The following is a 14,603-nucleotide window of genomic DNA, read 5'->3' as shown; positions in this document are numbered from 1 at the left end:
TTGACGCGTCTGTGACGCCCGCAAAAGTACAAGGCTATGGCTCAGGAAATCGAATTAAAATTTATCGTCGAAAAAGACAGCGTTGACGCGCTCCGCCAGCATCTGCATACGCTCTCCGGCGAGCACCATGAACCCGTACAGTTGCTCAACATCTACTACGAAACGCCGGACAACTGGCTGCGTAGCCACGATATGGGGCTGCGCATCCGCGGCGCAAACGGGCGCTACGAGATGACGATGAAAATCGCCGGCCGCGTGGTCGGCGGTTTGCACCAGCGCCCGGAATACAATATCGACATCAGTAAGCCAGAACTTGAGCTGGATCGTTTCCCGGCGGAGGTCTGGCCGGAAGGTGAACGGCCTGCCACGCTGGCAGAGCAGGTACAGCCGCTGTTCAGCACCGATTTTTGCCGTGAGAAATGGCTGGTGACGGAAGGTAAGAGCCGCATTGAAATCGCGCTGGATTTAGGCGAAGTGAAGGCGGGTGAGTTCCAGGAGCCTATTTGCGAGCTGGAGCTGGAACTGCTGGAAGGAGATGCGAGCGACGTGCTGAAACTGGCGCGCAAGCTGGTGAGCCAGCCGGGTTTACGTCAGGGCAGCCTGAGCAAAGCGGCGCGCGGTTACCATTTGGCGGCCGGGAATGCGCCACGCCTGCTGAGAGAGACCCCGATTCTGCGTGTTGTTCCGAAGGCCAGCATTGAACAGGGCATGGAAGCGGCGCTGGAGCTGGCCCTCTCTCAATGGCAGTACCATGAGGAACTCTGGGCGCGTAACGTGAAAAATGCCAGCAAACAGGTGCTGGCCGCCATTGGGCTGGTGCGTCATGCCCTGGCACTGTTTGGCGGTATCGTACCGCGTAAAGCAAGTGCTCACTTACGTGACCTGCTGACCCAAACTGAAACGCTGATGCATTCCGATGTCTCCGCGCAAACGGTGATCTACAGCCCGCAAAACGCCGCGGCAAAACTGGCGCTGACCGAGTTTCTGGTGACGCGCGGCTGGCGCAGCTTCCTGGATGCAAAAGCGCAGACCAAAATCGCGGATAATTTTAAACGCTTCGCGGATATCCATCTTTCCCGTCACGCTGCCGAACTGAGAACGACCTTCGCACATCCGCTGGGTGACCAGTACGGCGATCAGCTTCCCCGTCTGGCGCGTAATATCGACAGCATGTTGCTGCTGTCGGGGGTGTATGAGGGCGTGAAGGCGCAGGCCTGGCTGGAAAACTGGCAGGGGCTCAAGCATGCCATTGAAACCCGTCAGCAGATTGAGATCGAGCATTTCCGCAACGAGGCCATTTCGCAGGATCCGTACTGGCTGCACAGCGGAAAACGTTAATTCTGGCAAGGAACCCCTGATATGCCGCTTTCTTCGCAGTTACAGCAGCACTGGCAGACCGTTTGCGAACGTCTGCCCGAGTCTTTACCGGCGTCATCGTTAAGTGAGCAGGCCAAAAGCGTGCTCACGTTCAGTGATTTTGTTCAGGAAAGTGTGAGTGCCAACCCGGACTGGCTGGCAGAGCTGGAGAGCGCACCGCCGCAGGCGGATGAGTGGCGGCAGTATGCCAGCTGGCTGCAAACCGCGCTGGCAGATGTGGCTGATGAAGCGACGCTGATGCGCGTTCTGCGTCAGTTCCGCCGCCGGGTGATGGTACGCATTGCCTGGGCGCAGTCGCTGGCGCTGGTGAGCGAAGAGAGTACGTTGCAGCAGTTGAGCGAGCTGGCGCAAACGCTGATCATCGCCGCGCGAGACTGGCTCTACGCCGCCTGCTGTAAAGAGTGGGGCACGCCGTGCAGTGAAGAAGGGGTTCCGCAGCCGCTGTTGATTCTGGGGATGGGGAAGCTGGGCGGTTGCGAGCTGAACTTCTCCTCAGATATCGACCTGATTTTTGCCTGGCCGGAAAACGGCTCGACGCGCGGCGGGCGCCGCGAGCTGGACAACGCCCAGTTCTTTACCCGCCTCGGCCAGCGTCTGATCAAGGCACTGGACCAGCCGACGCAGGACGGCTTTGTCTACCGCGTGGACATGCGCCTGCGCCCGTTTGGCGACAGCGGTCCACTGGTGCTGAGCTTTGCCGCGCTGGAGGATTATTACCAGGAACAGGGGCGCGACTGGGAGCGTTACGCAATGGTCAAAGCGCGGATCATGGGCGACAGCGACGACGCTTATGCTAACGAACTTCGCGCCATGCTGCGCCCGTTCGTTTTCCGCCGCTACATTGATTTTAGCGTGATCCAGTCCCTGCGTAATATGAAAGGGATGATTGCCCGCGAGGTCCGCCGCCGTGGGCTGAAGGACAATATTAAGCTCGGCGCGGGCGGCATTCGTGAAATTGAATTTATCGTTCAGGTCTTCCAGCTCATTCGCGGCGGGCGAGAGCCGTCGCTGCAGTCGCGCTCGCTCCTGCCGACGCTGAGCGCCATTGAGCAACTGCACCTGCTGCCGGACGGTGACGCGCAAACCCTGCGCGAAGCCTATCTTTTCCTGCGCCGTCTGGAAAATTTGCTGCAAAGTATCAATGACGAGCAGACGCAGACATTGCCGGGCGATGAGCTGAACCGGGCGCGTCTGGCCTGGGGCATGGGTGCGGACGACTGGGCGGCACTGACCGAAACGCTGGACGCACACATGGCAGGCGTGCGCCGCATCTTTAACGATCTGATTGGCGACGATGAAAGTGAATCCCCTGATGATGCGCTCTCCGAGCACTGGCGCGAGCTGTGGCAGGATGCGCTCCAGGAAGATGACACCACGCCGGTGCTGACGCACTTAAGCGATGATGCCCGTCATCGTGTGGTGGCCTTAATTGCCGATTTCCGTCTCGAACTGAACAAGCGCGCCATCGGGCCGCGCGGTCGTCAGGTGCTGGATCATCTGATGCCGCATCTGCTGAGCGAGGTCTGCTCGCGAGAAGACGCGCCGGTGCCGCTGTCGCGCATGATGCCGCTGCTGAGCGGGATTATCACGCGTACCACCTATCTTGAGCTATTGAGCGAGTTTCCGGGCGCGCTGAAGCACCTGATAACGCTCTGCGCCGCGTCGCCGATGGTGGCGAACAAGCTGGCGCGTTACCCGCTGCTGCTGGACGAACTGCTCGACCCGAACACGCTCTATCAGCCGACGGCGACGGATGCGTATCGTGACGAGCTGCGCCAGTATTTGCTGCGCGTGCCTGAAGAGGACGAAGAGCAACAGCTGGAAGCGCTGCGCCAGTTTAAACAGGCACAGATGCTGCGCGTGGCGGCGGCCGATATTGCCGGAACGCTGCCGGTGATGAAAGTGAGCGATCACTTAACCTGGCTTGCGGAAGCGATTATTGACGCGGTTGTCCATCAGGCGTGGGTGCAGATGGTGGCCCGCTACGGTCAGCCAAAACATCTGGCCGATCGAGAAGGGCGCGGCTTCGCGGTGGTGGGTTACGGCAAGCTCGGCGGCTGGGAGCTGGGATACAGTTCCGATCTGGATTTGATCTTCCTGCATGATTGCCCGGTGGACGTGATGACCGACGGCGAGCGCGAAATCGACGGGCGTCAGTTCTATCTGCGCCTGGCCCAGCGCATTATGCACCTGTTCAGCACCCGCACTTCGTCCGGCATTCTGTATGAAGTGGATGCGCGCCTGCGCCCGTCCGGCGCGGCGGGCATGCTGGTGACCTCAACGGAATCCTTCGCCGATTATCAGAAAAACGAAGCCTGGACGTGGGAGCATCAGGCGCTGGTGCGTGCCCGCGTGGTCTATGGCGATCCGCAGCTGCACGCGCAGTTCGATGCGATTCGCAAGGCGGTCATGACCACCCCGCGCGAGGGCAGTACGTTGCAGACCGAGGTGCGCGAGATGCGCGAGAAAATGCGCGCGCATCTGGGCAATAAGCATCGCGATCGCTTTGATATAAAAGCCGACGAGGGCGGTATTACCGATATTGAATTTATCACTCAGTATCTGGTGCTGCTGCACGCTCACGATAAGCCGAAGCTGACGCGCTGGTCGGATAACGTGCGCATTCTGGAACTGCTGGCGCAAAACGACATTATGGACGAGCAGGAGGCGCAGGCCTTAACCCGCGCCTACACCACGCTGCGCGATGAACTTCATCACCTGGCGTTGCAGGAGCAGCCGGGGCATGTCGCGCTGGACTGTTTTGCCGCAGAGCGCGCCCAGGTGACGGCAAGCTGGCAGAAATGGCTGGTGGAGCCGTGCGTAACAAATCAAGTGTGATATTATCGCGCGCAAATTGTGAATCTTTCTGGAGTCAGGAATGAAAGTAACACTGCCAGAGTTTGAACGTGCTGGAGTAATGGTTGTCGGGGATGTGATGCTGGATCGCTACTGGTATGGACCAACCAGCCGTATTTCTCCGGAAGCACCGGTACCGGTGGTTAAGGTCGATACCATTGAAGAGCGTCCCGGCGGCGCGGCAAACGTGGCGATGAACATTGCCTCCCTGGGCGCACAGTCGCGTCTGGTTGGCCTGACCGGCATCGACGATGCGGCGCGTGCGCTGAGCAAGTCGCTGGCGGACGTGAACGTGAAGTGCGACTTCGTTTCTGTTCCGACCCACCCAACGATTACCAAGCTGCGCGTGCTGTCGCGCAACCAGCAGCTGATCCGCCTCGACTTTGAAGAAGGGTTTGAAGGCGTTGATCCTGAGCCGCTGCACGAGCGCATTAACCAGGCGCTGGGTAATATCGGTGCGCTGGTGCTGTCCGACTACGCGAAAGGTGCGCTGGCGAGCGTGCAAACGATGATTCAGCTGGCGCGTAACGCTAACGTGCCGGTGCTGATTGACCCGAAAGGCACCGATTTTGAGCGCTATCGCGGCGCGACGCTGCTGACGCCAAACCTCTCTGAGTTCGAAGCGGTGGCGGGCAAGTGCAAAACCGAAGAAGAACTGGTTGAACGCGGCATGAAGATCATTGCTGACTTCGAGCTGTCTGCGCTGCTGGTGACCCGCTCCGAGCAGGGGATGACGCTGCTGCAGCCGGGCAAAGCGCCGCTGCATATGCCAACCCAGGCGCAGGAAGTGTACGACGTGACCGGTGCCGGTGATACGGTGATCGGCGTGCTGGCGGCGACGCTGGCAGCGGGTAACTCCCTGGAAGAGGCCTGCTACTTCGCGAACGCTGCGGCGGGTGTGGTCGTCGGCAAACTCGGGACCTCAACCGTTTCCCCTATCGAGCTGGAAAACGCGGTGCGCGGGCGTGCCGACACCGGTTTTGGCGTCATGACCGAAGACGAGCTGAAAGTGGCTGTTGCCGCTGCGCGTAAACGCGGCGAGAAAGTGGTGATGACCAACGGCGTGTTCGACATTCTTCATGCGGGTCACGTCTCTTATCTGGCGAATGCGCGCAAGCTGGGCGATCGTCTGATTGTGGCGGTCAACAGCGATGCGTCGACCAAACGTCTGAAAGGCGAAACACGTCCGGTGAACCCGCTGGAGCAGCGCATGATTGTGCTCGGCGCGCTGGAAGCGGTGGACTGGGTGGTGTCGTTTGAAGAAGATACCCCGCAGCGCCTGATTGCTGGCATTCTGCCGGACCTGCTGGTCAAAGGCGGTGATTACAAGCCGGAGCAAATCGCGGGTAGCGAAGAGGTCTGGGCCAACGGTGGTGAAGTGATGGTGCTCAACTTTGAGGACGGATGTTCAACCACCAACATCATCAGGAAGATCCAGAAAGACAGTCAGTAAAAAAACGGGCCAGTTGGCCCGTTTTTTTCATGTCGCGTGGCGGCTGCGCCGCGATCATGTAGGCCCGGTAAGCGAAGCGCCACCGGGCACAACAGGCCGCACTTATGCCTGATCATCCACCGGTGGAATCGCCGGTGCCGGCTTCACTTCTTCCGGTGCATGACGGTTTTCCAGCTCGCTCAGACGCTGTTCCAGCAGCGCCAGCTTCTCGCGGGTGCGCAGCAGAACCTGCGTCTGCACGTCGAACTCTTCGCGGCTAACTAAATCAAGGCGAACCAACTGCGCCTGCAGCGTCTGGCGGATTTTCTTCTCAACGTCATCACCAAATTCACGAATGCCTTTTGGCATGGATTCATGAACCTGACGCGCAATTTGCTCAATTTTCTTTGGGTCAATCATTGTCGTTTCCCTTGATGGAAAGGTGTCAGTGTCCATTGTAGCGCGTCATGCCCGGGGTAAACAAAATTGTTTGATGCTTATGCATTGCCCAGCATAATCAATAGCGTTATAGTTATCTCGCTTATTCTCAGGGCGGGGCGAAATTCCCCACCGGCGGTAAATCAGCTTCACGCTGAAAGCCCGCGAGCGCTTTGGGTGACTACTCAAAGGTCAGCAGATCCGGTGTAATTCCGGGGCCGACGGTTAGAGTCCGGATGGGAGAGAGTAACGATCCAGTCGGGCATGGGCCCGCTCACGTTATCTTTTTGCCGCTTGTTCGGCGCTCCTAAGACTGCCCTGATTCTGGTAACCATAATGTTAATGAGGTTTTTTTACCATGAATCAGACGCTACTTTCCTCTTTTGGCACTTCAATTCAACGTGTTGAACATGCACTGGATGCACTGCGCGAAGGCCGCGGTGTGATGGTGCTTGACGATGAAAACCGTGAAAACGAAGGCGACATGATTTTCGCTGCCGAAAACATGACCGTTGAGCAGATGGCGCTGACCATCCGTCACGGTAGCGGCATCGTATGCCTGTGTATCAACGAAGAACGCCGCCAGCAGCTTGATCTGCCAATGATGGTTGAAAATAACACCAGCGCCTTCGGGACCGGTTTTACCGTGACCATTGAAGCTGCACATGGCGTAACCACTGGTGTGTCGGCGGCTGACCGTTTGACCACCGTGCGTGCAGCCATTGCGGATGGGGCGAAACCCTCCGATCTGCACCGTCCTGGCCACGTCTTCCCGCTGCGTGCGCAGCCGGGCGGCGTGCTGACCCGCGGTGGTCATACCGAAGCAACTATCGATCTGGTGACCCTGGCAGGCTTTAAACCTGCTGGCGTGCTGTGTGAATTGACCAACGATGATGGCACCATGGCGCGCGCGCCGGAGTGCATTACCTTTGCGCGTCTGCACAACATGCCGGTAGTCACGATTGAAGATCTGGTGGAGTACCGCCAGGCGCACGAGCGCAAAGCCAGCTGAAACCGCTGATGTGAAAAAGCCGGGGAAACCCGGCTTTTTTGTGGCTAGTGGTAGTTAATTTTAAACAGCACCACCGTTTCGAACGGACCTGATTGAATGGCTTTTCCCGCGTCGGGGGAGAGCTCCGCGGTATAGGTTTGTTCATAGTTCAACGTACTCCCGGTGAAATCCGCATACTCTTCGTAGTGGTTGAAGGTATAAGGCTGGGTTCCATTGAGGATACGTAGCTTTAAGCCATTTCCAATCAACAGGGCAGTGTCGTTTTCGGAGAGCGACTCCGTCGTGTAAAACGATGAGTCCATTTTAAAGCCATCTGAACACTGGGCGTCCTGCACTTTCGTGGTTTTAACCGTAAAGGTGCGGTTGCGCGTTTGCTGATTCACGATGTCGCGCGCACTGAAGGTACCGAAATCAATCTCCTGGTTCTCAGGATAAATACTGAAGGTTGCGCCGCAGTCGAGGACGGTAATGTTTTCTAACCCGTTAATGTGGTACTTGAGGTTTTTTGCATCGGCCATCTGGTTAACCCCGCCTTTTCCGTCAAACTGCACCACGACGTAGTCCCCCAGCGAACTTTTGTAGCCGTGCGGCGGAACGGCCTTTATACGAACGTAAAGGCGCAGTCGGGCAATGAACGTGCGCGTGGTGTGAATATCATTGGCATTGCCTGAGCATAGCCGGTTCTCCCACCCCATTTGCTTAATTTGTTCCGGGGTGTACATGGTGATGTTGTTATTATCAAGGCACTGGCGGGTATCTACGCCGTTTGGCTGCCCCGTCGCGTCATAATCCATGCCTTCATAGGTAACCCCCAGCTCGTAGTAAGGGTCGGAAGCGGCTGGATAGGGGTTGACCCAGGCATAGACGTCCTCTTTTTCGAAGCTGCCGGCCACATCGTGGTTACAGGTGACCGGGATTTTAATGTCGTCAGATTCCCAGATCTTTTGCCCCACCTGTGCATTGCTGGGGATCGCGAACGGACTGATCGTTTTTGTCTCTTCCACCGGGCCGCCCTGAGCGCCCAGATAGCAATCGAGCGCCAGCGCGGCTTTTAAGGGCAGCAGCGCCAGCAGCATCGCGATCAAAACATTAGTGAGCTTTCGCATCGCTTGTGGCCTTCGCATCCTTAAGTTGGCAGGTCGACGTCCCCTGACAGGTTGCGTCAAGCTTTCGCAGTGCGCCGTAATCGTCGATATAACCAATGCTGTAATAGCTGCCGTGATAGCCGCCGGTGGTGACAGAGGCACTGGTAAAGGGTGCCAGCATCAGGCTGTCAAAGCCGGGCAGCATGGTTTTACCATTTTTGCTTAGCCAGGCGAGGGTGAGGTAATAAGGTGTAGGGTTATGAATTGTCAGCCCTTTTGCCGTTGCCGTCACCTCCATGCGCATTTCAGAACGATCGCCTGCTTTTTTCACGATAGCCTTCGGGCGCCAGAACAGCTTGATACGGCTCTGCATGGCGACCTGCATGACGCTGCGATCATCGTCGAGGCTGGCGCTTTTTGGTGGCACTTCGCGCAGGTTGAAGTAGAAGAGCGATTCCCGATCTTTTGGCAGCGCGCTGGTGGCCGCCTGCTTCACGATCCTGACCTGGGATGACGATCCGGGCTCAATGCGCTGGATCGGAGGAAGCGCCATAAAGTGGCTGTCTTCCTTACGACCGTTTTCGTCTTCGATCCAGGAGAGCGCAAGATAGGGGAGCGTTTTGCTCTGGTTATCGACCTTCAGGCTGCTGGCCTTGTCGGTTTCGGGAAAGACGATGCGGGTACGATCCAGATTGATGGCCGCCTGGGTGGCGAATGCTGTACCGATCAACATCAGGCACAGGCTTTTCAGTGGAGTGAGTTTCATCATAATTTACTGACACGGCAGCATAAGCTGCGAAAGGTTAGTGAGGTGTGAAGGTAGCGTGAAGCGACACTGGCTGGCGTCGCCCCAGGTTACCAGGAATTGCTGCTCGGGCTGTACGGCGCCCAGCCAGACATGGCCCTCGTCGGCAACGATACCCACGTCTTTACCGCTATCCGCCATCTGGACGCGCGCGCCCAGCGGCGGCATGCCTGATGCGGTTCGCAGGATGCCCAGAACATCATTTCCCGCCCGGGTGGCGATCTGGCGGTAGCCGATGGCCCCTTCTGTCCAGGTCGAAGTCATGACGCGGTTATCCACGTCTACGCCTTCGGGGAGATCGTTCAGGTTGACCTGCACGCTCGACGGTGAGTAGCTGGAGAACGAAGGAAGCACCCCGATCCCGAAGGCGTTGGTCTGGTCACGCGACATGTTTAGCGGAATATTGCTGATGCCGTCCGTGCTCACCATGACACGCGGTTCGTTGCCGTAGCTGCGGCGGTGCAGGGCCATGCCTTTTGCCGTACCGGTGAAGGACCCATTCCAGCTGGCGCTGAGGGAGCTGTAGTCATTCGCCTTATAACTTCCGGAAACGTTGAGATCGCCGAGCGGGGAGTAGTGCTGGTAGTTTCCGCTGAACTGCGCGCCTGCATCGGTCTGCTGACTTTCGGTACCGGCAGAAACGCCCCAGGTGTTGTTCTTATCAGAGGTGTCGTACCACGAGAGGGTCTGGCTCAGGTTGTCGCTGTTGCGCAGGTCATAGCTGAGGCGATGGTCAGGATCCAGCGGCACGCTGAGAGACAGGTAGAACTGATTGTCGTCCTCGCGATCTTCATAGTGGGTTTTGCTGAACGATGCCGAAACGCCAAGGTTTTTCCAGCGGCCCAGATCGAAGTTATACCCCGCGGTCAGGCTGCCCGTATTGGATGGCGCTTCGTCCCACCAGGTTTGCCGGAGCAGGCTAAGGTAGAGATTGAGTGACAGCGCGGGAATGTACTGGCTGGCCGTGATGCTAAACGTCTGTTTTTCCGACTGGCTGTCATTATTTTCGCTGTCCAGGAAGCGTGCGTAGCTGAGGAATTGCGGGTCGGAGTAGCGGTAGCTGGCCAGGGTAAGCTGGCTTCCCGTGGTATCAAAGCGTTTGCTGTAGTTGAAGCGATAGCTGTAACCCGTCTGAGAGGGCTTGTTCGGGAGCTGGCTGGTCGCCTGGGTCACATCGAAGGAGAGGGCCCCGATCAGCGCGAGGTTTTGCCCGATGCCCGCTGCGATGGAGCGATAGTTATCGCCATCGGCGAGCGTGCCGCCGTACAGTGAGGTGTTGGAGAACAGGCCCCACGAGAACTCGCCGCTCATAAAGGCACTGTCTTCAAGGGCATGCGATGCATCTTCGCGGGGTTTGCCCACGGCAAGCTTGTAGCGAACCTGGCCCTTGCGCGTCAGGAAGGGCACGGAGGCGGCGGACACCTGAAACGTGCTCACGCGGCCATCGTCTTCGGTAATTTTAACGTCCAGCGTGCCCTGGACGGATTGGTTCAAATCCTGAATGACAAACGGGCCGGGTGGCACCTTAGTTTGATAAATCACGCGGTCAGCGAGACTCACCGTGACGGTGGCGTTAGTTTGCGCAATCCCGGCGATTTGCGGTGCATAGCCGCGAAGAGACCAGGGCAGCATGCGCTCATCGCTGATCAGCGACGCCCCGGTATAGGTAAAGGCATCAAAGATAGCGGACTGAAAGTCTGTCTCACCCAGCGTCAGTTTCGCGCCAAGCGTCGGCAGAGGACGGAACATATAGACGCGTGAGAAGCGGCCGTTATGGGTTGACCCTCCCTCGGCATGCGTTTGATTGTACTGATAATCGCTACGTAGCCGCCATGCACCCAGGTTGGCACCTGCGGTACCGTAGGCGTTCGCGTTATCCGTGCTGCTACCTTCCTGCGGCTGATAATGGCTGGCAAAGAGGTTGTAGTCCAGCAGCACGCCGGCCACGCCGTTGTCCCAGGTGGAGGGGGGCATCCAGTCGTTCGGACGAAATTGCATCATGGCCTGAGGTACGGTGACGTGCAGCGTTTGGGTTGATTGCTCGAAGCGGAATTTAATATCCGCCTGCGGAGTAAAATCCACGCAGCCCTGTTTAAGCGTTAGGGTCTTACGAACAGTGTCCTGAAGGCCAAAGGTGTCTGCCAGTTCTGCGGGAATACAGACTTCGGCTTTGTTATCAACCTCTTTCCAGGTCAGTTCCCAGCCGTTTGCCAGTGGAATATCGTTGATCGCGACGGTGACAAAATAACGTCCTGGCGTAACGGACGTCTCTTCTTTAAAGCGAGAAAGATCAATGCCCGACCGTAAATCTTTATCGATAGCATTAATATTAAATTCAGTGGCAGAGGCGGCGTGCGCAAGCAAGATGGCAGTAATGATGATTATCGATTGTGATTTATTTTTCATCATTCTGTTACTCGAATAAATAAAAAAGCCGACTGGTAAACATCACCAGTCGGTATAACGGATCATGTTTAATCGTTATTTATACATCAGCACATAGTTGGCGTTAGCTTCAACCTGGCCCGCGGTGGCAGTGGTACCTGTCGGCACTTCCATACGCGCTTTAAAGTGCAGCGTCTGGGTGTCTGAATTAGGCAGCAGATCCACCGTTTTTGCCGAGCCAAGGGTGATGTTTGCTTCGTCGTTGTCCAGCAGACGGACACCGACGTTTTCAGCACCGCTTGCATAGGTGTTGCTCAGAAGGCTGGTATCTGATGCGTAGGTGGCGGTGCTGCTGAACGTCACTTCCACTTTGGTTATTGGCGTCGCCGTCTCATCGTCGGGATCTGACAGAACGCAGTTCTGCAGGTTAATATCTACCGCAACGGGGGTGGACTTCTTGTTTGCATTAATGACGGCGGTGGTCACTTCACCGAGATCCACCTCTTTATCAACGCTGTCTGGTGCAATGCTGCAAGGCGCGTCAATAACAACGCCTTTAAATTTAATTTTCCCGGAGCCCTGATCGGCGGCAAATGCTGAACCAGAGACAATTGTTGCCATCGCAACGGCTAACAGTGCTTTTTTACCTGCATGCATGAAAATATCCTTTTCCAATGAATTCATACTCTGAATATTAATTTTCAGAAAATTACCATGAGATTATACCTGTGAAAAAAGAGTGAGTGCGATTAATTGCTCTTAAAAATAAATGTAGTCAACATTAAAATATAATCTGAAGTGATCTTTAGTATCGGATTAACAGCGAAAAATGGATTTTTCAGTCGCGTGAAACAAAGGTCATATTAGCGATAATAATGTCTTATTTAAAAGTTGACTTTCAGGAAATAAATAAATGTAAAAATACGTGTAAAAAAAAGAGACTATCAGTGAGTACTATTTTTTCATTGAATTTATTAATTTTTAGTATGTTTGCCACCGCCGATGCCTGCTGCCTGGCGCTGAATCAGGTTCAATCTCATCACTGACATTCATTTTTTCTTATGTTGTTCCGGATGTTCAAATTTCCTGATGATGATCTTCATGCTTATCTGCGTTCATCTGCGCCAGATTGCGCGTAATGTAGCACCATTAAATTAACACCTTCTGTAAGGATATCATCATGACTTCTTCCCGTATGCCCGCCCTGTTTATAGGCCACGGAAGCCCAATGAATGTTCTCGAAGACAACGTCTATACCCGCGCCTGGCGTCAGCTGGGGGAGACGTTGCCGCGGCCGAAAGCGATTGTGGTGGTATCTGCACACTGGTTCACCCGGGGAACGGGCGTGACCGCCATGGAAACGCCAAAAACCATACATGATTTTGGCGGCTTCCCGCAGGCGCTTTATGACACGCACTATCCGGCACCGGGCTCGCCTGCACTGGCAGAGCGTCTGGTCGAACTGCTGGCGCCTGTTCCTGTAGCGCTGGATAAAGAGGCCTGGGGCTTTGACCACGGCTCGTGGGGCGTGCTGATTAAAATGTATCCTGATGCGGATATCCCGATGGTGCAGCTCAGCATCGACAGCACCAAACCGGCAGCCTGGCATCTGGAAATGGGGCGTAAGCTGGCGACGCTGCGTGATGAAGGCATCATGCTGGTGGCGAGCGGCAACGTGGTGCATAACCTGCGCACGGCACGCTGGCACGGTGAAAATACGCCGTACCCGTGGGCTACTGCTTTCAACGATTACGTGAAAGCCAATCTGACCTGGCAGGGACCGGGTGAAGAGCACCCGTTAGTGAACTATCTGGATCACGAAGGCGGTTCGCTCTCTAACCCGACGCCGGAACACTTCCTGCCGCTGCTGTACGTTCTTGGCGCGTGGGATGGTCAGGAGCCGGTGACACTCCCGGTCGATGGTATTGAGATGGGCAGTCTGAGTATGCTGTCGGTGCAAATTGGGTAAAAACATGCCGGGTGGCGGCTTCGCCTTACCCGGCCTACATGTCGCGCGTAGGCCCGGTAAGCGTAGCGCCACCGGGCAAGTTTTACTCAATAAAAATATGCGGATAAAAGCGTGACAGATCCTGCGTGATCAGCGCGCGATCTTCGCGAATGCCAATCCCGGCGGGCTGGTCGTTAATCAGCCAGCTGCCAATCAGCGTATAGCTGTCGCCAAACTTCGGCAGTTGATAGAATGCCTGGACGATCATCCCTTCTTCGCCGTACGGTCCTTCAACCGCTTCCACCGTTTTGCCGTTTTCGATAATCGACACGTTCGCGCCTTCGCGGGAGAAAATCGGCTTAACGACGTATTTCTCCATCGGCGGGAAATCATCTTCTGCAAAATACGCTGGCAGCAGGTTTGGGTGGTTCGGGAACATTTCCCACAGCATCGGCAGCAGAGCTTTGTTAGAGATAATGCTTTTCCATGCCGGCTCCAGCCAGCGCACGCCCGCATCTTCCAGCTTGGTGGAGAACATTTCGCGCAGCATGTATTCCCACGGATAGAGCTTGAAGAGGTTGCTGATCACCTGATCCTGCATATCCGTAAACTGACCTTTTTCTCCCAAACCGATATCTTCGATATAAAGGAATTCAGTCGCCACGTCGGCTTCGGCGGCACAGTCCTGCAGATACTGCACCGTTCCACGGTCTTCTTCCGTGTCGCGGCAGCAGGCGAGGTGCAGCAGGTTGAAGCCAAACTGCTCGCGCAGCTCGGCGAAACGCGCGATAAGCTTCTCCTGCAGGCTGTTGAACTGGTCGCTGCCTGCCGGCAGGTTTCCGGCGTTCATCTGATCTTCCAGCCAAATCCACTGGAAGAATGCCGCCTCGTACAGAGAGGTTGGCGTATCCGCGTTGTTTTCCAGAAGCTTAGGCTCGCCCACGCCGTCCCATGCCAGATCGAGGCGAGAGTAGAGCGAAGGCTGATTTGTTTTCCATGACTGACGAACAAAGCTCCAGGTGTGCTTTGGAATGCGGAATTTGGTCATCAGCTCGTCGCTGTCGATGACTTTCTCCACCACCTTCAGGCACATCTGGTGCAGTTCTGCGGTCACGTCTTCAAGCTTTTCCACCTGAGCGAGCGTGAGCTTGTAGTAAGCATCTTCACACCAGTACGGTTCCCCGTACATGGTGTGGAAGTTAAACCCGTACTCGGTCGCTTTTTCGCGCCAGTCCGGGCGTTCGGTAATACTGACTCGTTCCATG

Annotated in this window: 11 protein-coding genes and 1 riboswitch; of the genes, 5 read left to right on the top strand and 6 right to left on the bottom strand. The window is 56.2% G+C overall.

Annotated elements, in window-relative coordinates; genetic code table 11:
• The first annotated feature begins 36 nt into the window (after nucleotides 1–36).
• From L3068_RS19420 to hldE, 3 genes are read left to right on the top strand one after another with little or no spacing between them, the layout of a single operon-like run.
• Nucleotides 37–1,338 (top strand): CYTH domain-containing protein, encoded by a 1,302-nt coding sequence (locus L3068_RS19420; RefSeq protein ID WP_117582171.1) that lies wholly within the window; start codon nucleotides 37–39, stop codon nucleotides 1,336–1,338.
• A gap of 21 nt (nucleotides 1,339–1,359) precedes the next feature.
• Nucleotides 1,360–4,215 carry a bifunctional [glutamate--ammonia ligase]-adenylyl-L-tyrosine phosphorylase/[glutamate--ammonia-ligase] adenylyltransferase gene (gene glnE / locus L3068_RS19415; protein WP_117582172.1) on the top strand — a complete coding sequence of 952 codons (2,856 nt, stop codon included), beginning with the start codon at nucleotides 1,360–1,362 and terminating at the stop codon, nucleotides 4,213–4,215.
• A gap of 40 nt (nucleotides 4,216–4,255) precedes the next feature.
• Nucleotides 4,256–5,686 carry a bifunctional D-glycero-beta-D-manno-heptose-7-phosphate kinase/D-glycero-beta-D-manno-heptose 1-phosphate adenylyltransferase HldE gene (hldE, locus tag L3068_RS19410; protein ID WP_014885269.1) on the top strand — a complete coding sequence of 477 codons (1,431 nt, stop codon included), beginning with the start codon at nucleotides 4,256–4,258 and terminating at the stop codon, nucleotides 5,684–5,686.
• Nucleotides 5,687–5,788: 102 nt separating this feature from the next.
• On the opposite strand, the gene ubiK is transcribed toward hldE, so the two are convergent.
• Complete coding sequence (gene ubiK, locus L3068_RS19405; protein ID WP_014885268.1) at nucleotides 5,789–6,085, bottom strand: ubiquinone biosynthesis accessory factor UbiK; 297 nt, start codon at nucleotides 6,083–6,085, stop codon at nucleotides 5,789–5,791.
• A 119-nt stretch (nucleotides 6,086–6,204) separates the two neighbouring features.
• A riboswitch (FMN riboswitch) is annotated at nucleotides 6,205–6,355 on the top strand.
• Between the two features lie 106 nt (nucleotides 6,356–6,461).
• On the opposite strand from ubiK, the gene ribB reads away from it, so the two are divergent.
• Complete coding sequence (gene ribB, locus L3068_RS19400) at nucleotides 6,462–7,115, top strand: 3,4-dihydroxy-2-butanone-4-phosphate synthase (protein ID WP_014885267.1); 654 nt, start codon at nucleotides 6,462–6,464, stop codon at nucleotides 7,113–7,115.
• Nucleotides 7,116–7,159: 44 nt separating this feature from the next.
• On the opposite strand, the gene L3068_RS19395 is transcribed toward ribB, so the two are convergent.
• The 4 genes from L3068_RS19395 to L3068_RS19380 all read right to left on the bottom strand — a co-directional run bounded on the left by L3068_RS19395 (nucleotide 7,160) and on the right by L3068_RS19380 (nucleotide 12,047).
• Nucleotides 7,160–8,221, bottom strand: coding sequence for a fimbrial protein (locus L3068_RS19395; RefSeq protein ID WP_014885266.1), 1,062 nt, complete (start codon nucleotides 8,219–8,221; stop codon nucleotides 7,160–7,162).
• The gene (locus L3068_RS19390) at nucleotides 8,205–8,966 is read right to left on the bottom strand and encodes a fimbrial biogenesis chaperone (RefSeq protein WP_117582174.1); all 762 of its coding nucleotides are present in this window, start codon (nucleotides 8,964–8,966) and stop codon (nucleotides 8,205–8,207) included. The genes L3068_RS19395 and L3068_RS19390 overlap by 17 nt, the downstream gene beginning before the upstream one ends.
• A gap of 6 nt (nucleotides 8,967–8,972) precedes the next feature.
• Nucleotides 8,973–11,411, bottom strand: coding sequence for a fimbria/pilus outer membrane usher protein (locus tag L3068_RS19385; protein ID WP_117582176.1), 2,439 nt, complete (start codon nucleotides 11,409–11,411; stop codon nucleotides 8,973–8,975).
• Between the two features lie 75 nt (nucleotides 11,412–11,486).
• Nucleotides 11,487–12,047: a fimbrial protein gene (locus L3068_RS19380; protein WP_014885263.1), complete on the bottom strand. Its 561-nt coding sequence runs from the start codon at nucleotides 12,045–12,047 to the stop codon at nucleotides 11,487–11,489.
• 523 nt (nucleotides 12,048–12,570) lie between these two features.
• Here L3068_RS19380 and ygiD point away from each other — a divergent pair.
• Entirely contained in the window at nucleotides 12,571–13,359 is a 789-nt protein-coding gene (gene ygiD / locus L3068_RS19375; RefSeq protein ID WP_117582178.1) for a 4,5-DOPA-extradiol-dioxygenase, read from the top strand.
• 82 nt (nucleotides 13,360–13,441) lie between these two features.
• Here the strand turns inward: ygiD and L3068_RS19370 are convergent, their stop codons facing one another.
• The gene (locus L3068_RS19370; protein ID WP_117582180.1) at nucleotides 13,442–14,602 is read right to left on the bottom strand and encodes a glutathionylspermidine synthase family protein; all 1,161 of its coding nucleotides are present in this window, start codon (nucleotides 14,600–14,602) and stop codon (nucleotides 13,442–13,444) included.
• Nucleotide 14,603 lies beyond the last annotated feature (1 nt).

It is taken from the genome of Enterobacter cloacae complex sp. ECL414, from assembly GCF_021869685.1.
GTDB classification, from domain to species: Bacteria; Pseudomonadota; Gammaproteobacteria; order Enterobacterales; family Enterobacteriaceae; genus Enterobacter; species Enterobacter kobei.
This window is presented reverse-complemented; position numbering and strand designations above follow the sequence as displayed.